This is a genomic window from Bradyrhizobium sp. B120 (genome assembly GCF_049075665.1).
Taxonomy (GTDB): Bacteria; Pseudomonadota; Alphaproteobacteria; order Rhizobiales; family Xanthobacteraceae; genus Bradyrhizobium.
This window is the reverse complement of record NZ_CP185242.1, coordinates 6,920,215-6,939,877: the sequence shown is the minus strand read 5'-3', so window position 1 is coordinate 6,939,877 and position 19,663 is coordinate 6,920,215. Positions and strand designations below refer to the sequence as shown.

Here is a 19,663-nt window from a genome sequence, read left to right as displayed (position 1 = left end):
ATGAATGTCGGGTCCATTACGTCCGGTGCCCAGCTTGCTTCGGTAACTCTTCCGCAGCTTCTGCAAGCCCGACGCATCGAGAGACCAACGGCCGTCGCATATCGCCAGAAGCGCGCCGGCGAATGGATATCGGTGTCGTGGCACGACTATGCGACGAAGGTGTGCCGGCTGGCGGGTGCCCTCCAGATGGCGGGACTCGCGCGTGGTGATCGCGTCGCCATCATGGGAGACGTGTCCCAGGAATGGCTGCTCGCCGACATGGCGACCATGTGCGCCGGCGCCGTGACCGTGGGCGTGTATTTCACTTCATCCGTCGAGGAGGTGAACTACTACCTCGGTGATTCCGGAGCCCGTTTTGCCTTCGTGGGAGACGAGACGCAGTTGCGGACGCTGCTGGCAGCCAGCACCGCGGCGACGCTCGAGAAAATCGTCGTGATGGATCCGTCGTGGACCGGCGAGCTCAGGGCGAAGAACATCGTCTCGTTTGCCGAGTTCTATGAGCCTGTTTCATTCGATTGCGACGCCTTTCTTCGTGAGCAGGTCGCAGTTGCCAAAACGGACGAACTGGCGAGCATTGGTTACACGTCGGGTACCACGGGGTATCCCAAAGGCGCCATGCTGACGCACCTGTCATTGCTCGCAGGTGGCCACGTGCAGACGACATTCCATCCGACCATTCGGACCGAAACCCAGCGGCTCGTGGTTCATTTGCCGATGTCGCACACGGTCGCGCGAGCCCAGGCAACCACGTTGCCATTGCTGTCCGGAGCCGTTCCTCACTTCGGGGAAACGACCGCGGGGTTCGCGCAGACGATCCGGGAAGCCAAGCCGACGTACTACATGGCTCCGCCTCGCTTCTACCAGAGATTCGCAACCCAGATCCTCAGCGTGGTGCACTCGGCCAGCGCCAAGCAAAGGAAAGATTACCAACTGGCGATGCGGATCGCGCGCAAGGCGCTCGATGACCGCCAGGCGGGGCGGACGCCGGACCAGTATCTCAGCGATCTGTTCGCGGCATGTCGCAGGCACATCTTCGGTCCGCTTTTGGCGGAGGTTGGTTTCGACGAACTGAAGATCGCCTATACGTCTTCCGCGCCGATGCCATCGGAGGTCATGACGCTTTGGCAGCTCTGGGGGTTGAATCTCAAGGAGTGCTACGGGCAGACCGAGATGGTGGGCGGAAATCTCGTCCAGATGGTGGACTGGCCGAAGGCCGGCAGCGTCGGCATTCCCGTTCAGGATCCAGCCTGGGAAACCGCGGTGCTGGAAGACGGCGAGATGATCGTTCGAGGACCGGGCTTGTTTACTGGCTATTGGAACAAACCCGAGGAAACCAGATCCGCGCTGCGAGACGGATGGCTGTATACCGGCGATATCGCCGAAATCGCGCAGGATGGAAGCTTCAAGCTCGTCGATCGGAAGAAGGAGATCATCAACACGTCCGGGGGGAAGTCGGTCAGCCCGACCCAGATCGAGAACGAAATTCGGCAGAGCCCCTACATTTCCGAAGCCGCCGTCATTGGCGAGGGCAAGAAATACCTGACGGCTCTTATCGAGGTCGACGCCACGGCGACGATGGATTGGGCCAGGTCGCGGGACACCGACATCGCGCAATACGCCGACCTCGCAAAATCCGAGATCGTCATCCGGATGATCGAAGGCGAGGTCGCAAAGGCGAACAACCGCCTGGCACGCGCCGAGCAGATCAAGGCCTTCCGTATCCTTCCCGAGGAGCTCTCTCCCGAGAATGGTGTCATGACGCCGACGCGAAAGAAGCGCCGCAAGCAGCTGATGGAGCGATATCGAGCGCTGATCGACACGCTCTATGACGAATCCGAGGAGAAATTGATCAAGGCGCAGGTCGGATAATCGGCGCGGAAAGCATCGGTGCAAAATGAAGGTCAAGCACGTCTATCTCACCGCCAGTCAACCGGCGAAGCTTGCGGAGTTCTACGCGAATACCGGTCTCACCATTCGCTTTGCGGATGGTGAACGCTGGATCCAGTTCCGGAGCGAGGGTGCGGCCTTCTGCGTTTCCGGAATGGAAGAGTCCGCCTCGATTCCATCTGCAAACGCGGTCGTGGTTTTTGAAGTCGAGCAGCTGGAATCGGTAGTCGAACGCGCCATCGCTGCGGGCGCGACGCTTGTTGCTCCCGTTCGGGACATGGGCGGTCACGGACGCGTGGCGCAAGTTTGCGATCCCGAGAGCAATGTCATCCAGTTCTTCGAAGCTGCCAAAGCGGATCGATAGCATGATGCGTACAGGGACTTTACTGAGGCCTCGACACCATTTCGCGGAGCCGGACGTGATGAATGAGTTGATGTCGGTCGACCCGACAAAGGGTCTCGAAGGTGCTCGACTGATCGACGGTGCTTCCTTCAAGACGGCGCTCAGAAATGTCAGCGGGAGCGTATCGATCGTGACGTCCGGCCGCGCGCCGGAACGGCATGGCTTGACGGTCACTGCCGCGTCATCGCTTTCAGTCGACCCCTCGACCGTCCTGGTGTGCGTCAACAAGTCGGCCGGAGCTCATGACACGATCGTCCGGACCGGATGTTTCGGTTGGAACCTGTTGACCGCGAGCCATGTGGACCTCGCGCAAAAGTTCGCAGGGCTTGATGGAAGCAAGGGGGACATTCGCTTCAGCGAGGGCAGTTGGACGGAATTGGTATCTGGCTCACCGATCCTGATCGGTTCGCTGTGCAGCTTCGACTGCCAGGTCATCGGCATGCATCCGGTGGGGACCCACACGGTCTTCTTCGGCGCGGTTCTCGGCGAGGTCCATCAGGACCACTACGAAGGGCTGATTTACCGGCATGGCAGGTTCGCGATTCCGCAAGTGCTTCCCGAAGCAGGTCGATGAGCCTGCTTCGGGAGCAGCGATCACCGTCCATAAACATACAGCAGCGAGGGAGCAAGGCAGATGGGGAATATCCTCGGCAAGGATTTGACGCGGCGCACCGTTCTCGGGAGCGGAATGGGCCTCGCCGCCGGCTTGATGCCATGGCATGCGAGCGCTGCATCTCGCACCGTCAAGGTTGGTTCGATCATGCCCAGCAGCGGCGTGTTGGCCTTCCCGGGCCAGGCTTGCGTGCGCGGAATCAATCTTGGCGCCAAATTCGCCAAGGAGCGGTTCGGCGTCGAGATGGAAATCGTTCACGCGGATACGCAGAGCAAACCGGAAAACGGCCGAATCGCTGCGGACAATCTGATCAGGCAGGGTTGCACCGTCCTCATTGGAGCATGGGACTCGGGCGCTACGATTTCGGCGCTTCAGGCGGCCGAAGCCGCCAAGGTTCCGATGGTCGTGCACATTGCGAGCGCCACCCAGGTCACGTCGCAGGGATTCACCCAGGTGTTTCGTTTCTATCCGACGTCGCTGACGATCGTTCGGCAATCGTTGCTCGAATTGAAGGCGATCCTTTCGAGTGTCGAAAATCCGCCGAAGAGCGCTGCAGTGCTGCACCTCAACAACACGATGGGGCAGTCGACGGCCGCGAGCATCGATCAGGCGTGGAAAGAGGTCGATGTACCGCTGAAGATCGCCGAATACATTCCCTACGACGAAAAGGCGCGGGACCTCTCCGTCGAGGTCGCGAAGGCAAAGGCCTCGGGAGCGGATGCGCTGGTGTCTGTGACGCGCGTCAACGACGCTATCATGATCACCCGCGAATGCATCAAGCAGGGGTGGAATCCCAAGCTGATCTTTTCGCCGAACTCAAACGGCGTGCAGGACAAGGCGTACTATAACGCGCTCGGCAAATATGGAGACGGCGCCATCCTGTCGACCGTCTGGTATAACCCGAAGGCGCCGGACACCGCCGCAATCATCAAGAGCTTTGAGGCCAGCTATCCAAACGAGTGGCTGGACGCAAATTCCGGATGTGCCTTCGAGGCGGTCCAGATCGTCGCCGACGCGGTCATCCGGGCAAATTCGTCAGTCTCCTCGGAAATCCATGCCGCTCTCAGGAAAACCGACCTGAATCCGGTCCTGATGTACAGCGGCAAGATCAAGTTCGACGAGAACGGACAGAACATCAATAGTGCCGTTACGATGCTGCAGGGACAAGGCGGAATGCCGAAGGTGATTTCGCCGCGGGCTATCGCCGACGCAAGCCTGCAGTATCCGCTCAAGCCGTTCGAGGTCCGCTAATGGCCTTGCTCTGGGCAAATGTGGTCATAAGCGGGGTCCTGATAGGCTTGGTATACGGGCTGATCGCACTCGGCCTCACGATCATCTTCGGCGTGATCAGGGTCGTGAACTTTGCCCACGGCGCGATGGTGGTGTTCGGCCTTTACATCGGGTACTGCACCGGACTTTGGTGGGGCATGCCGACTATCCTGGCTGCGTTGCTGGCCGGCATCCTGATGTTCGCGGTCGGCTATTACCTGGAAAGCGTAGTGGTGACGCGGTTCGTCACCCGACCGCATCATGTGCAGTTCATCCTGTTCATCGGCATCTCGCTCCTGTTCACGGGAATCCAGCTTCTTTGGTTCGGGCCGGATCCGCACCCTTCCGTGTCGCAGTTGTCCTTTGAAACGATCTCCTTGGGAGGCATTCGGATCGATCTGGCGCGCTTGCAGGCTGCATGTGCCACGACCGTTCTGATCCTGGCTTTGGCCGCATTTCTCAAATACTCCTTGTTCGGTAGATACATTCGAGCGGCGGCCGACAATCGACTTGGCGGTTTGATCGTCGGGATCCCAATTCCCAAGATCTATGCGATCACGTTTGGAATTGGCACTGCGTGTGCCGGCTTCGCCGGCGCGCTGATCTCGCCGCTGTTCGATGCGCAGCCCTATCTCGCTGTCGATTTCACGCTGCTGGCGTTCGTGACCGTCATCGTCGGAGGCCTTGGAAGCTTCGTCGGGGCTCTGATCGGCGGCTTGACGATCGGCGTGACCGAGGCCGTTGCCGCACTCATTGTCGCACCGTCCATGAAGACTGCCTTGTCGTATGCCTTGCTGATCGTGGTGCTCATTCTGCGTCCAAGAGGGTTCTTCGGTGCAAAAGAGATTTGAGTCTCGCCCCGACTTCGTCGGCGCGGCAGCCGGCATGGCATTGTTCGCCGCACTCGCGCTGCTTGGCGCCGTGTTCAATTCATATTTGGTCTCTCTGCTGACGATCGTATTCATTTTCGCTTTTATCGGGCAATCCTGGAGCCTGATGCTTGGTCTGGGTGGGCAGCTATCCATAGGGCACGCCCTGTTTGTCGGAATCGGTGCCTATTCCGTTGCGGTGCTCGATATCAAGTATGGCCTTAGCCCCTGGCTCGGGCTGCTCGTGGGATCGGTGATCGCCGGCGCGGTCGGTGCTGCGCTCGCCTGGTTGAGCTTCCGCTTCGAGGTGCGGGGAATCTACTTCGGCCTGTTGACGATCGCCGCAGCTGAATTTGCCCGAGTGATGTTCGGCGGTTGGGATTTTGTGGGGGGAATGCAGGGCCTGTTCTTTCCGGCTCAGTCCGGCGAGAGTTCCCTGCTGATGCTGCGCGGCGGCGCTCGCTTCTATTATTTTGTCGCGCTCGCCGCCGTTGCGGTCGGTGTAGGCGTAACGGCGCTCATCAGGAAGTCCTTTCTGGGATATGTGTGGCGAGCGATGCGCGATGACGAAGATGCGTCAAGGGCGCTCGGAGTAAGGACCTTCCTTCACAAGGTTCTGGTTGTATCGATCTCCGGAGCATGGGCTGCGATTGGCGGTGGTCTTCTGGCCCTGGTCCAGGGATCGATTTTTCCCGACTCGATCATGGGAATGGGGATTTCCGTCGACGTCCTGATCGGGCCGATCGTGGGTGGTCTGGGAACGGCGTTCGGTCCGCTGCTCGGGGCGCTCATCATAATCCCCCTGGATCACCTGATGAGCTCCTTCAGCGACACCATTGGTCTGCCCGGATTGAACAATGTCGCCTACGGCATCGTTCTGATCGGTGTCGTCTGGCTGCTGCCGGATGGCGTGTGGCCGGCGCTGCTCGGCCACTTTGAGGCGAAGAAGGAAGTACGATCAATTCGCAGTCGAATTGTCCAGACCCAGGAGGTCGGACAATGACCGCGCTTCTCGAGCTCAACAATGTTTCGAAGCGCTTCGGCGGCTTGCTTGCGGTCGACGGCGTCAGCTTCAGTTTGAAGGAGCGCTCCATCACGGCTCTCGTCGGTCCCAACGGGGCCGGCAAGACGACCTGCTTCAACATGATTGCCGGGGCGTTCCGGCCGACTGCCGGTACGATACGCTTTGAAGGCGAGACGATCTCCGGACGCGGCGCGGAGGCGGTATGCCGTCTGGGCATTGGGCGGACGTTCCAGATCGTCCGGCCGATGCGCGATATGACCGTGCTGGAAAACGCGATGGTCGGAGCGTTCAGTTGGACGAGAAAGGTCTCCGAAGCGAGGGAGGCCGCCCTGGATACGCTGGAGACGGTCGGTCTTGCGCCAAAGGCCAACGCGTCGATCAGCCAACTGACGCTTCCCGATCGAAAGATGCTTGAAACGGCAAAGGCTCTCTCGACACGGCCGCGCCTGTTGCTGCTTGACGAGGTGATGGCCGGGCTCCGTCCAACCGAGGCCGCGGCCGTCGTTCGCGTTCTCCGTCGCCTGGTAGAGCGCGGACTGACGATAATGCTCGTCGAGCACGTCATGCGAATTGTGATGGAGGCGGCGGAGAATGTCGTTGTTCTGCATCACGGCGCGAAAATAGCCGAGGGAGCCCCCGTGTATATCGTGAAGCATCCCGAGGTTCTGGCCGGATATCTTGGGGACGGCTTCCGTGGCTAAGGAACCCCTGTTGGCCGTCGAAGGGCTAAACGTCGGCTATGCCGGATCGGCCGCTCTCAACGACGTCTCTCTTGCCGTGCAGGCAGAGGAGCTGATCTGCGTCATCGGAGCCAACGGTGCCGGAAAGACGTCCTTGATCCGCACAATTGCGGGTATCGTCTGCCCGACAAGGGGGCGGATAGCCTGGCGGGGCAGAGACATCGTGGGCATGTCGCCCTGGGAGATTTGCGAGCTCGGCATCGCCCAGGTCGCCGAAGGGCGCGAAGTGTTCCCGAATCTCTCGGTAGAGGACAATCTTCTGATCGGAGGATCGTTGAAACGAGCGCGGGGCCGCCGGGACGCCAATCTGCGGCGGGTGTATGAATTGTTTCCGCGTCTGGATGAGCGGCGGCGACAGTCGGCAGGAACGCTGTCGGGCGGCGAGCAACAGATGCTTGCCATCGGCAGGGCGATGATGTCCGAACCGGAGATGATCATGTTCGACGAGCCTTCGATCGGACTTTCACCCGCGCTGACGACCGTGATGTTCGACGTCGTCAAGAAGCTGCATAGAAACAGGATAACGATTCTGCTCGTGGAGCAGAACGTAGCGAGCTCCCTCGCCATCGGAGATCGGGGTTATGTTCTCGAGAATGGCAGCATTGTTCTCGAGGGAACCGGCGCGGGCTTGCTTTCCAACCAGGATGTAAGGCGCGCCTATCTGGGGCTGTAGTCGAAGGATGTGCGCTCTGTAAGGAAGCGGCGCGGGCTCTTTCCCAGGGTCTTTTTGAACATCGTAATGAACGCGCTCGGAGATTCGTACCCGAGATCGAGTGAGACGGTCTGGACGGACGCGCCCGCGGACAGGCGCTGCAGCGCGACCAGGATGTGGAGCCGCTGCCGCCAGCGGCCAAATGTCATTCCGGTTTCCTTCACGATCAAACGCGCAAGCGTACGCTCGCTCATTGCGTAACGTGCGGCCCATTCATCAAGCGTGCTCCTGTCTCCGGGCTCGTGCAACAATGAAGCCGCAAGTTGCTGGAGGCGACTATCTGCGGAAATCGGCAGGTACATCTGCTCTGTCGACATCTGCACGAGTTCGTCGAGAAGGACGCGGCCGAGCCGGCTGGTCGGGCCTTCGACCGGATACAGGGGCGGAAATGCCGCAAGACGCTGGATCAGCTCTCGAACGAGAGGTGAAATCGTGAATGTGCAACAAAAATCCGGAAGCTTGCTTGCGGAAGGCTCGATGAAGACGACGTAGATTTTGCCGAAATCGGACACGCAGTTGCTGTGCAGTACCCCGGCGGGAATCCAGACCGCCCCCTGAGGAGGAACAATCCAGAGTCCCCCTGGCGCCCGGCACATGACCGATCCGCGCGAGGCGACCACCAATTGTCCCTTCTTGTGCGAGTGCAGGGGCAGCTCGTCGTCGTCTTGTCTGGTCTCGATGCACATCGAGACGACGGGGCGATCGAAATAGTCGGGATCGATGGGAGTATAGTTGATCCGGAGATCGGGAAGTTTCAGCCTCGGAAGGCCATAGTCGTCATCGGCGGCGGATATCTGCATCGCGTTCGCTCGCTTGGGCCCGGGAATCAACCTTCCACATCTTGAGCGGCCGGTCGCTGGGTCGGCTCGCAACGGCGTTCCAACACAGCATAGCTGCTCCACGCCAGTACAGCCAGCCGAAAAGCGGCGCTGTTGCCTGCGGCACGTCGCTGAGGGCGAACATGCGCCTAGAGATCGAGAACGAGATCGCTGCATGGGACCGCTCGGCACGTGAGCACCGTGCCGGAATCTTCCGGGACTGCACCAGAGAGCTGCCTTGTGCTTCCAGCCAGCACGCGCACTGCACAACTCTCGCACTGCCCGACCCGACAGCCGCTTGGAGCGCGTATGCCCAATCGCTCCGCGCATTCGAGCAGCGTGCCGTCCTTGGGACCCCACTGGAACGAAATGCCCGATCGCTTGAACGAGACCGAGCAAGGGCCCAGGCCTTTTTCGAGCGTGTTCGTCGGCGAGATGAATACTTCGGTGTGAATGTCGAATTTTGGCACACCGAAGGAAACCAGGCTCCTCGTTGTCGACGTGACCATTGTATCGGAGCCGCATAGATAGAATCGCGGGCGCTCCATGACCAGTGAGGCGTCGATCTGAGCGGCATCGAGGCGACCGTGGACATCAAAATCGGCTCCAGGAACATCCGAAGCGCGTGGTCGACTATAGAAAGTTCTGACAACAAGTCTCGGCAACCGTTGTGCAAGAGCTCGAAGTTGGCGCTTGAATGCGTGCTCCGAGCCGTTCCTGTTGCCGTACAACAAGGTGACCGAAGGCATTTGATCGCCATCGAGCGAATTCAGAAGGCTCATAAACGGAGTGATGCCGATGCCTGTTGCCATCAGGATCAGCGGAACGGATGATACCGTCGGCATCGTAAAGGCGCCGCTCGGAGCCTCGACCTCGACCATATCTCCTACCTTCAAGGTCTCATGTATGAGAGACGAGAGTGAGGTTGAGGCGTCACTGGCGCCGGCTGACGCGCGACCCACACAGATCCTGTATTCCGATCGATTTCTGATGCCCGCCGCTCCGGTCAATGAATAGGCGCGCGTCAGAAGTTCACCGGTGTCGGGACGTGCCACCCTGATACGTACGTACTGGCCGGGTTCGTAGTCGGGCAGCGCGCCGGTTTCCTGCGGTGACAGCGAAATGGCAAGGGCTGAGTCCGATTCCGCATGCCGATCCGACACGATGAAACGCCGAAACCCCTGCCATGAGCGGCTGCCCAAATCGCCGACACATCGGACGTCGCACGCGATCGCCCGATGGTTGACGGAGCCGCTGACCGGATCGCGTGTCTCGGCAGAGACGAGGCTGTTGAAATTGGAACTGGCCGCCCCTGTCAGCGCGTACGACTGCTTGCCGAGCGGTTCACAGGCCTCCCACCAGCCGAAGTCGGCGGCCAGTACGTCGGATGCGAGAGTATCGTCGATCTCGGCGACGAACCGCGTGGAGCCGTGACGGCTCGTGACTTCGACACTGTGCCCGTCGTTGATGTTCTTCAGGCGCGCAACACTCCCATGCAATCGGATTGTCGGTCGGCTGGCGCGTCGCCTGAGCGAGGCGATCCCGCGATGTTGACTATGGCAGAAGACGCCGTTCTTCATGCTGATCAGTGTGAACGGATAGAGTGACCGATCGACGTGCTCTTCCGCATGGATCGGCACAGGAGATTGATGATTTCGGAGCAGCAGTTCGGAGTAGAGTTCGACCCGTCTTGTTTCAGTCTGGAAGCCCGCCACGCGATCCCTGGCATCAACGTGGCCATATTTGCGTACGGCATGTTCGATCGGACGAACGATCTTGCCGTCATTCGCCCGCAGATCCTGGACGGTGATCCCGAGAGGAGCCAGCATGTAGTTCCAGCCAGCGTCGATGTCGCCGTGGAAGAACTTGTCGCCCATGCCCAGACGTTCAGCCAGGGCAAATACGATTTCCAGATCGGAGCGTGCTTCTCCCCGCGGGGTCAAGACGGCCGGGCGCAACTGAATCAGGTTCTGGGCGGCTTCACTAATGCCGAAACCGAAGCGTAGACCTTCCCGCTCCCATGGAGTGCTTGCCGGGAGCAGGACATCGGCATAACGGGCCACCGGAGTCTCTACGATGTCGGTGTGGACATAGAACTCTACGACCTCCAGCCCTCGGCGAATCTCGTCGGTGTCTCCCTGCGTGAGGAGATGATTGGATCCGAAGCCGACGAGCGCACGGATCGGATAAGGATCGCTGGTCACGATGGCGCGGTAGACGTCGAGCGGCTTCACGCGTCCTTCGGCTGCTGGTCCCATCGGACGGATGTCGCGTCCGAGCGTCTTGCACGATTGCGTCTCGACGAGGAGGTCCGTCGAGTCGACCTTGTTCGCGGGCTGCCTGCCCAGGATGCGGTTGCCACCGATCTCGTCGAACGATCCGCGAAGAGCGTAGAGCGTGGCGACCGCACGCTCTATTTGCGTCGCGTTGCTGCCTTGGCCAATGCCTGTCCAGGCGTGGTAGGCAATCTTGCTGTGGCTCGCCATCAGCGATGCGGCGGCTTTCAGCTTTGTGCGTGGAACGCCGGTTACCTGCTCGACCCGCTCGGGTGTCCAAGCGGCACAGGCCCGCTGGAAGTGATCAAAGGCAGGCCTGCACGCGATCGCTTCGCCGTGATGACCCCGGACTTCATACCGGCCGGTCAGGGCAAATCGGCGAGCGGTATCGACGTCAAGCAGGCGGGCCGCATCATAGATGCAAGGTTCGTCGGTCCGAACGTCCCACGCCACGAATTGCTGTGCCGTCTCGTCACCTTCGCGATCCCGGAGATCCCGCGCCCTTAGCAGCAGTCCGTCGGACTCACGCACGAGCATCGGCGCATTGGTCCACCGCCTGAGAAATTCCAGGTCGACCCCTCCTTCCTGGATCAAGAGATTTGACACGCCGAGCGCCAGAGCGGCGTCAGTGCCCGGTCGGACTTGGAGCCAAACGTCTGCGTCAATGGCGAGCGGGGTCGCTCGCGGATCGACGACGATCATGGCTGCGCCATTCGCGCGGCCGCGCGCAATTGCGTCCGCCTGAGCCAGCCAGGTGCTGGTGGGGTTGTGCCCCCAGAGGATAATCAGCCCCGCATGCGCATAGTCGGCAGTCGGCATGCCGACGCCGAAAGTGAACCGATGCGCCACGTCCCTGTGCCAATTGCAAACGTCAGTCGAACTCGCGATGTTCGGGCTTCCGAACAAGCGAACGAACCGATCAATCCATTCGATGCTGTCGGCGATACCGGTTCCGCTTTTCGTCGTTACAGCAAAAGCGACTCCTTCGGCCCCGTAGCGCTCCCGGATATCGAGTAACTTTCCCGCACAAAGATCGAGCGCCTCGTCCCAGGAAATACGTACCCACCCTGGATCGGGATCTGTCTTTGGCCGGGTGCGGCGCATCGGATAGAGGATTCGATTGTTTGCGGCCACGATCTCCGGACCGGCCCGGCCTTTTGGACAGACGGCGTGCCCGGTCGGATGGCCGGGATCATTTCGCACGGCGACCAGCCGGTCGTTCTCGACGACATTGATCGTTCCGCATTGCGAGCCGCACAGCGTGCAGAAGCTTCGGATCTCTCCCATTGCCGATTTCCGTGAGTGTAGCGCGCTCTTGGAGCGCTCTTTGACGCAAGCAATTGTTCCGGAGCGGCACAAAAAGTCGCGAGGTACGAACCGGTTGAGCCAGCAAGCATGTTCACCGACGAAGTACGTCGATCTTATGCCATGTTGACTAATCGGTCAACAAGTGTATCAATCCGCCATTCACGGGAGGGCGGGCATGGGTAATCTGCGACTGGTTCTTTTTGCCTGGATGGTGTCGTTTGGCGTGCACTGTGGCCAGCCCGCGTTCGCGGCCGACAAGGTCCAAGCCTTGATCGGGGTGCGAAATATGGATGAAGCGCAGGCGCCCTTCATCGTCGCCAAGTATCTGGGCTATTTCAGCCGGGAAGGGCTCGACGTCGATCTGCTGACCGTCGGCGGCTCGAACGAGATCGCAATTCAAGTCGCCTCCGGCAACGCCAATCTAGGTGCTGCGAGTCCTTCGCAGGCCGTGATCGGCATGCAAGAGAATTCAGCGGCGCCATTGGATGTCCGCTACTTCTACGACTACAGCTATCGCAATATCTGGTCCATGTCCGTGCCGGCGGACAGCAACATCAGATCGATCGCGGACCTCCGAGGAAAGAAGATTGGTATCCCTTCATTGGGAAGTGGAGGCGTCACTTACGGCAAAGCTTATGTGCGTTCAGCGGGGCTGGACCCGGACAGGGACGTTACGTTCATTCCGATCGGGGTCGGCTCCCAAGCCGTGAGCGCCGTTCGGCAAAAGATCGTCGATGCGATCGCGTTCTGGGATGTTGCCAACGTCCGGTTCGGACTCAGCGGCCTCGCTCTCCGGAATCTCGATGTCGGTGAGAATCTGGATGCGCTGCCGGATCTGTCGCTTTTGGCGAAGAACGACGTCATCAAGAACAATCCGCAAATGCTGATCGGATTTGCGCGAGCGGTATCAAAGGCGATCGATTTCACCAACGCCAATCCGGTGGCGGCCGTCATGATCACCTGGAAAGTCTATCCGGAGAGCCGTCCTGGGGAATTGGGTGCGCAGCAGGCCCTCGCTCAAGGTCTGAAGATCCTCGAGGTACGAAGTCCAGGGTGGAGAAGTGCCAAGACCAACGGAAAGAACGGTCTCTTCGTTGAAGAAGATTGGAAAAACTTGAGCAGCTTTCTGCTGGCAGGAGGGCAGATAGCCCGCCCCGTTCCGACTTCGCGAATGTACACTAATGACCTGATCGACGAGATCAACAACTACGATCGTGATGCCGTCATCAGGCAAGCGAAAGAGTTTGACCTCGGATCGGTTCGTTAACTGGGCGATCACCGCGCTTGACGTAATGGCGGCTGGCGCGGTCGAGTGGATTGGGGTGCGCGGAGATATGACATGCGAGCCGTCCGATGACCGTGCATGCGTTTGTCGATCTGCGCATCGACATCATCCGCCTGCGGAAGATGGTCGAGTTCACCGGTGTGTTCGGCCGTTTCGCGATGGCGGCGCTGGCTAAATATCTCTAACGTCCGCTCGGCATGTTCACGAGTGCGGTCGGGCCTCAACCAGCCATCTTTGGGGGCTTCCCCAACATGGGCAAGTTCGAGCGGCGGCACGCCGCACGCGACAAGGATTCGGACCGGCCGGCCTAGAGCCTCCGAGCATCTTATCCTCGCCCAGGAAAGCCGTTTGATCTGGAGGATCGAGCAGCCGTCGCTTTCTGCTGCCACCTGAGGCTCAACTGTTTGCAAGCAAGACGCAGGCATTCGCCGTAGCTCAAATGGTGGGTTTTGGCGTTGGAGGATCAAAAACGCCTTATCTTCCAACGCGGATTGACTGACACTCTCTCCGCCGAGAACAAAAAACGCCTCGGACGTGGGGGACTTGAGGCCATCATCCAGGCTCCACTAGCAATCCAAGTCACGTGAACTGCATCTTCTATCTACGGAGTGGCAGCACCGACCCGAAACTGCCCCCGAGCTTCCTCTCTCGCTTGGCGATCTTTTCGACCGCGTCCGCGAGATAATCGGGGTGATGATGACCGTAGGTATTGAGCAAGACGTCAAGCGACATGCCGAGGTAGCCCGCCGCCTGCCAGGGATCGGCGCCGCGCTGCATCAGCCAGGTCGCTGCCGTATGCCGGAGCGTATGGGGCGAAATACCCGCGCCAAAGCCGGCCAGTCGCACCGCGGTCTTGAACGCCGTCTTCACCGAGGTAACGGGCTTTCCATTGAACTCCACGAAGTGCTTTGCGTGATGATCGATCCGGTGCCACCGTCTGAGGTGCGCAAGCAGGCGAGGCGGGATCGGCACCGGCGGTTGCCGCTTGTTGGTCTTTGCGTCGCCCTGGCGGCGCCGGTAGTAAATGCCGCGCTCCAGATCGACGAACGCGCGGCCGACTGCCGGAATAGGTGAGGCCGCTGCGATCGCTCCGGCGCGGGAGCCGCTGTAAACGCCAATCAGGATGAACCGGGCGAGGTGACGCAAAGGCCGTTTTCCTGTCGCGACCTTTTGGCCCTTCAATGACCCCCGGGACATTCTCTGCATCTCGCGGTACCGCCAGCACGTCCAGATCAGCTTCGCGGCATGGGATCTCGTGAGCCACCGATCGCGGGGTTCGCCCTTTGCCGGCAACGTGATCTTGACGATACCCCGATGGTAGCCCTCCGCAGCGTGATGATTGATGGCGGCGCGCAGGTCTTCGAGATCGCGCCGTGAGCCTCCTTTGTTGCCGCGCTCCCTTGCGAATTGACGGCACTGCTCGCCGTCGACGTCAGCAAGCATTTTCGCGCCCCACCAGTCGTTCAGCCGACCAATCCGCTTCTTGAACTTGCGTATGCCGGGAATTGCCTCTTCTTGATCTTCGGCGATCTTGAATCGGTCGCGGAGCTTGGCGAGCTCGGCATCGAGATAGATCGAGAGCACATCGCCGATCGGGATCGATTCAATGTCCTGGGCCTTGCGCTTGGGGGTGTACTTCGATGCGATGTAATCCTTCAGCGTTTGCTCGGCGGCCGTAATTTCATCTGCAGCGCAGCCTGTGCCGATATCCCGGCCGTTGTCCCGGATGATCCAGGTTGCTCTATGGGTGACGTTGCCGGCCTTGTCTCGTCGGGCGGCTTTGAGCTGGAGCCGGGCCCCCTTGCTTCGACGCGGCATAATTCCCTCATTCGCTCAATATGAAAAAGTGTCGTGTAGTCCTTGCCGGCGATGCGCTCGATGATGAGTCGCCCGCGAGCGTTCTCTCGGCGCAATCCGGAAGCGGTCATCGAACCATCCGGGAATGCCACGGCCGCGGCCACAGAAAGCCGGAGAGGGTCGTGCTGGCCAATGGTCTCCCGGCGATTTGAGACGTCAGCCATGTTAGCGAAATCGCAATCTGCGAAGCACTAACGGTGATCGAGTTTCACGCGAACGCCATTGTTCTTTTTCTGGTCCCCTGAAGCGTGTGCTTGGCCTGAATTGCCGGACGAGGATCGGAGGCGCTGGTGCTCGCCCGCAATGATCGGGAGTACCGCGCCGCTCAGCGCAATCGCCAGGAGGCATTCTTCCACGCGAGCTAGACGTCTCGAGGTCATCTGTGCCCATCGACACATACAATCGGCTCGTGGACGGCAGCTCAATTGCGACAAGCGGCAGTTTGGGCAGGCTAGCGCGGCTGCGAAGAAGGCTCGGGACAGGCGCGCCAACATTGTCCTAGATGCGGATGTCGATCACTTTTTCGATATGCTCCATCCGCTTTTGGGGCCAACTTAGCTTTGACTGGGTGATGCGTGCTCCTTCTAATTCACGCGCGCGAAGTCGGCTCGCTTAAGTGAGGCGATTGGCTCCCTCGCTGATCCGCTGGCTAAATACCGACAGTCTCACGACTCAATGACATTCGTCGGCTGCTCGATATGCCTCGCGCGATTCTACCAGGCCGGGCGTCTCGCCGATACTGGCAGATCTGACAGGTTGTGCATTGGCCTGACGCGCCGCCTGAGACGCTTGGTTCAGCGTCTTCGATGCGTTCAGTGTCCATCTTTGGCTCCTTCCGCGGACGACTTCCCTGCTTATGGACGTGACGACCTATGGGAAGCGCCCCGCCATCCGAAACCCTCGCCAGCTCCTTTTTTCCCCGCCGGCAGACCGGCTCCTCGCGGCCGCTTCGCTGCAAAAAGGCCGCTCTCTCGGGTGCGCCGCTGCGCTTCGCCCCGATGGGTTCAATGGCACTTCGCTCCCCATGACGGTCTCGCCATCGCGAGGGATCGGCCCTGCGAGAGCGAAGGAGACAGACCATGACTGCAATCGGATTCGTCACCCGCACGGACAACGGCGGCTACAGGGGTGAGCTCAAGACCTTGTCCATCCGCGCCCACATCGACATCGTTCCCAATAGCGGCAAGTCGACTGAGGCTCAGCCAGATTTCCGCATCATCGCGCACGGAGCCGAGATCGGGGCCGGCTGGATCCGGCGCATGGACCAACTAGCCTCCGGTCCATGCAGCATGGCGCCCGCCGATGCGGCTTATCCCGGCCTTGTCACGCGAAAATGCCGGAAACCAGTGCAATTCCGTCTTCTTCAGCACAAAATGCCGGGCGGCATACCAGATAGTTCTGTCGCTGAGATCGTTCGTTGGGCTGTCTTCGATCGAGATCCGCGTTCGGCGTTTGCGAAGGATCCACATCCTTCGCTTCCTCCCTGGACTTGGCCCGGCTCGTGCCGGGCCATTTTTTTGCTCGGCGGCTGAAGCGTTTGCGGGATCAGCTTGTCAGCCGGCTCAGCGCTGTGGGGCTCAGCGGCGTATGATTTTCTTGAGGATCTCTGTCAGAGTCCGAAATTCTTCTCGGGTCAATGGGGCAAATGTCTCGCCGGAAATCTCGCCAATGGTCTCGATCGCAGCGTCCGCCGTCCGCCTCCCTTTGTCCGTTAATTCGATCTGCCGTCGTCGTGGATCCAAAGGATCCTTGGAGCTCTTGATTAGCCCGCGCGATTTGAGGCGATTGATGACGCCAGTGATCGTTGCTGAATCATAGTGGATCAGTCGTCCCAGGTGATTTTGAGAACATGATCCGACTTCCCTCAGTTTTGCCAGCGTCGAGAATTGGGGCGGGGTCAGTTCTTCGATCATTTTCGCGACAAAGATCGATGTGTGGGTACGGAGCGCTACGCGCAACAGGAATCCTGGTGCATCGTCCAACCTGTAAGACTGTGCGGCCTCTTTCGGCTTCTCCGTCGGAGCCGTCTTGGTTTTCGGTTGCACGATTTTCGTCCTCTTGCGGCACTTGGCCGTGGCTCGGCTTGAACAAAGCTGGATGGCTCGGCCTCGGAAGTCCCGAGTTGATCATTTGTGTACATTCGTTGCCCCCAAGAATCCATGCCGTCTGACCGCGAGCCCTATCAACTCGGTGGGCCGGAACGTGTGTGCCATCACTTGTGTGCAAGTGTAGCGCTTGCATACAAGTGATAAATGCGATAGGGATTGAGGATTGCCCCCTGGGAGGAGCCGCGCAGGCTTCCTGGCCATCGGCGGCGACCTCGCACCCCGGATCCGAGCATGTCGGTGACTGACAGCATGAGCGCCGTACGACCCGACCTCATCGAGAAGGTTACGGGGCGGGCAGAATACGTTACCGACCTCGTGATCCCCGGGATGCTGCACGGCTTTGTGGTTCGTTCGCCGGCTACTCACGCGCGCATCTCGTCGATTGACGCGAGCGTCGCCAGGTCCGTACCCGGCGTCGTCGACGTGCTCATCGGAGCAGATGTCGCCTCGTTCGGTTGCTGGGGTGTCGTGCTCAAGGACCGGCCGATCATGGCAATCGACCGAGTCCGGTATGTGGGCGAGCCGGTCGCCGTGGTGATCGCTGAGACCACCGAGATCGCCGAAGCCGCCGCGGAGCTTGTCGACATCGCGTACGATGAACTCCCTCATGCAACGACCATCCGTGAAGCGATGATGGCGGATGCGCCGCTCATCCATGAGCATCACGAAAACCTCGAAGACTTCTACTTCAAGGGCGGCGCCAGGCCGACACCGAACAGCAACATTTTTCACACTTACAGGAACAACGTCGGAGATGTCGACGCTGCGGAGGCGGTCGCGGCGTACGTTCACGAAGACCGCTTCACTTTTCCGGCGATCTCGCATTTCGCGATGGAGCCGCATGCGGTCATCGCCGACTTCCAGGGGGACTCCCTGACGGTCTGGGCCGGTGCGCAGACGCCGACCGCGGTTCAGAAGGTCCTGTCCAGACTCTTTGGGCTGGCATTGGCCAAGGTCCGCGTAATCGTTCCGTTTGTTGGCGGGGGATTCGGCGGCAAGGCCTCCGTCAAGATCGAGCCGTTGGTCGCTGCCGCGTCCTGGAAGGTGCGGCGCCCGGTTCGTGTCGCTCAATCCATGGCCGAATCGATGCTGACCTGTCGAAGGCTTGGCGCAGACATCACGATTCGAACCGCGGTCGACGCCAACGGACGGATCCTCGCGAAGAGCGCCAGGCTTCTGCTCGACGGCGGCGCGTATTCAGATACGGGCTCGGCGGTCGCCACGAAATCGGCAAATCGCATCATGGGGCCATATGTGGCGCCGAATCTGAGCCTCGAGGCATGTGCGGTCTACACGAACACCGTCCCTGGCGCGGCATTCCGCTCAATCGGCGGCCCGCAAGCCGTATGGGCCAAGGAATCGCACATGGACAATGTGGCTGCGGCAATCGGAATGGATCCGACCGAGTTCCGCTTGCTCAACTTGGTCCCGCGCGGCGAGCGCATCCGCCCCGATCTGCGCGCGCTCGACATGGACATGAGCGAGCTGATTGGCCGGGTGGCGCAATCGTTCGCATCGGAGACGAAGGCGTCCAATCGTCAGGCACGCGGATTGGCCGTTGCCGCAACCGATCCGGCGAACACGCCGATCAGCAATGCGATCGTGCGTCTCAAGATCGATGGGTCGATTCTCGTTTCAGTCGCGAGCATCGAGGTTGGTCAGGGTGCGCACGCGACGATGGCCCAAATCGCCGCGCAAACCTTGAAGCAGCCGGTTTCTGCGGTCACCGTCCTGCGCTCCGATACGGCGGTCGCCCCATATGATTGGGGTACCGGCGCGAGCCGCTCGACCGTCGTCGTTGGCCTCTCCGTCGAGAGCGCCGCTCTCGACGCGGCCGATCAGATTCTCGAAATGGTTGCCGAGGTCTGGGAGCTTCCCCGCGACGGCCTGTCACTCGTCGAAGGAGGCGTCTCGACCGGTTCGGAAGTTCTCACTTTCCATCAGATATTTCATCGCAGCCTGGGTGTCGATTCGGGAGAAGTCGTCGGCCGCGGCGCCATCACGCCGCGTTCGAAGAAGGGCTCCCTGGCGGAGTCACCTCTGTTCTGGGAAACATCCGCGGGTCTCGCAGAGATCGTCGTCGATGAGGAAACCGGCGAGATCCGTGTGCCTCGGTACGCCAGCGCCGCCGACGTCGGTCGTGTGATCAATCGCGTCGCTGCGGAAGGTCAGGACGAGGGCGCCGCCGTCATGGGGCTCGGTCACGCGCTCTACGAGGCCCTCGAGTTCGAGGACGGGCAACCCGTCAACGCGACGCCGATCGATTATTCGATCCCGCGGATCTCCGACGTGCCGTCCTCGTTCGACACGATACTTGTCGAAAACGGCGACGGCCCGGGGCCTGGCGGCGCCAAGGGAATGGGCGAGGGAGCAATCCTTCCAGTCGCACCGGCGATCGCCAACGCGCTGTTCTCCACCTACGGCATCCGAATCACCGATCTGCCAATGACACCCGAAAAAGTGTGGCGCGCGCTACAGAAGAGGAGCTGAATTC

15 protein-coding genes are annotated in these 19,663 nt (G+C 60.4%); 11 read left to right on the top strand and 4 right to left on the bottom strand.

The genetic code is table 11. The features are described from left to right. Genes ACOIX3_RS32215 through ACOIX3_RS32180 form a run of 8 tightly spaced genes read left to right on the top strand, consistent with a single transcriptional unit; the run spans position 1 to position 7,478 of the window. Positions 1 to 1,869, top strand: a complete 1,869-nt coding sequence (locus ACOIX3_RS32215) for an AMP-dependent synthetase/ligase (RefSeq protein ID WP_028342728.1) — start codon at positions 1 to 3, stop codon at positions 1,867 to 1,869. Between the two features lie 25 nt (positions 1,870 to 1,894). After that, positions 1,895 to 2,251, top strand: coding sequence for a VOC family protein (locus tag ACOIX3_RS32210; protein WP_016841231.1), 357 nt, complete (start codon positions 1,895 to 1,897; stop codon positions 2,249 to 2,251). Between the two features lie 58 nt (positions 2,252 to 2,309). Beyond that, positions 2,310 to 2,864: a flavin reductase family protein gene (locus ACOIX3_RS32205; RefSeq protein WP_420966019.1), complete on the top strand. Its 555-nt coding sequence runs from the start codon at positions 2,310 to 2,312 to the stop codon at positions 2,862 to 2,864. 60 nt (positions 2,865 to 2,924) lie between these two features. Next, the gene (locus tag ACOIX3_RS32200) at positions 2,925 to 4,154 is read left to right on the top strand and encodes an ABC transporter substrate-binding protein (protein ID WP_028342730.1); all 1,230 of its coding nucleotides are present in this window, start codon (positions 2,925 to 2,927) and stop codon (positions 4,152 to 4,154) included. After that, on the top strand, positions 4,154 to 5,023 hold the full coding sequence (locus ACOIX3_RS32195; RefSeq protein ID WP_420966018.1) for a branched-chain amino acid ABC transporter permease: 870 nt from the start codon (positions 4,154 to 4,156) through the stop codon (positions 5,021 to 5,023). The genes ACOIX3_RS32200 and ACOIX3_RS32195 overlap by 1 nt, the downstream gene beginning before the upstream one ends. Next, a complete protein-coding gene (locus ACOIX3_RS32190) occupies positions 5,007 to 6,044 on the top strand; it encodes a branched-chain amino acid ABC transporter permease (RefSeq protein ID WP_225159854.1) in 1,038 nt (345 codons plus the stop codon). The genes ACOIX3_RS32195 and ACOIX3_RS32190 overlap by 17 nt, the downstream gene beginning before the upstream one ends. Beyond that, on the top strand, positions 6,041 to 6,766 hold the full coding sequence (locus ACOIX3_RS32185; RefSeq protein ID WP_028342732.1) for an ABC transporter ATP-binding protein: 726 nt from the start codon (positions 6,041 to 6,043) through the stop codon (positions 6,764 to 6,766). Before ACOIX3_RS32190 ends, ACOIX3_RS32185 begins: the two co-directional genes overlap by 4 nt. 7 nt (positions 6,767 to 6,773) lie before the next feature. Further along, a complete protein-coding gene (locus ACOIX3_RS32180) occupies positions 6,774 to 7,478 on the top strand; it encodes an ABC transporter ATP-binding protein (protein ID WP_420971841.1) in 705 nt (234 codons plus the stop codon). Here the strand turns inward: ACOIX3_RS32180 and ACOIX3_RS32175 are convergent. Further along, entirely contained in the window at positions 7,463 to 8,317 is an 855-nt protein-coding gene (locus ACOIX3_RS32175) for an AraC family transcriptional regulator (RefSeq protein ID WP_051448008.1), read from the bottom strand. The two genes, ACOIX3_RS32180 and ACOIX3_RS32175, sit on opposite strands and share 16 nt — an antisense overlap. 167 nt (positions 8,318 to 8,484) lie before the next feature. Continuing rightward, positions 8,485 to 11,898, bottom strand: coding sequence for a molybdopterin-dependent oxidoreductase (locus ACOIX3_RS32170; protein ID WP_420966016.1), 3,414 nt, complete (start codon positions 11,896 to 11,898; stop codon positions 8,485 to 8,487). Between the two features lie 196 nt (positions 11,899 to 12,094). Here ACOIX3_RS32170 and ACOIX3_RS32165 point away from each other — a divergent pair, with 196 nt between their 5' ends. Further along, positions 12,095 to 13,186, top strand: coding sequence for an ABC transporter substrate-binding protein (locus tag ACOIX3_RS32165; protein ID WP_028342736.1), 1,092 nt, complete (start codon positions 12,095 to 12,097; stop codon positions 13,184 to 13,186). A gap of 615 nt (positions 13,187 to 13,801) precedes the next feature. Here ACOIX3_RS32165 and ACOIX3_RS32160 read toward each other — a convergent pair. Further along, positions 13,802 to 15,022, bottom strand: a complete 1,221-nt coding sequence (locus ACOIX3_RS32160) for a tyrosine-type recombinase/integrase (RefSeq protein WP_420966015.1) — start codon at positions 15,020 to 15,022, stop codon at positions 13,802 to 13,804. 1,118 nt (positions 15,023 to 16,140) lie between these two features. Here ACOIX3_RS32160 and ACOIX3_RS32155 point away from each other — a divergent pair. Further along, positions 16,141 to 16,593, top strand: a complete 453-nt coding sequence (locus ACOIX3_RS32155; protein ID WP_035632290.1) for a DUF736 domain-containing protein — start codon at positions 16,141 to 16,143, stop codon at positions 16,591 to 16,593. A gap of 45 nt (positions 16,594 to 16,638) precedes the next feature. On the opposite strand, the gene ACOIX3_RS32150 is transcribed toward ACOIX3_RS32155, so the two are convergent. Further along, entirely contained in the window at positions 16,639 to 17,106 is a 468-nt protein-coding gene (locus ACOIX3_RS32150; RefSeq protein WP_225159844.1) for a MarR family winged helix-turn-helix transcriptional regulator, read from the bottom strand. Positions 17,107 to 17,400: 294 nt separating this feature from the next. On the opposite strand from ACOIX3_RS32150, the gene ACOIX3_RS32145 reads away from it, so the two are divergent. After that, on the top strand, positions 17,401 to 19,659 hold the full coding sequence (locus ACOIX3_RS32145) for a xanthine dehydrogenase family protein molybdopterin-binding subunit (RefSeq protein WP_420966014.1): 2,259 nt from the start codon (positions 17,401 to 17,403) through the stop codon (positions 19,657 to 19,659). Positions 19,660 to 19,663 lie beyond the last annotated feature (4 nt).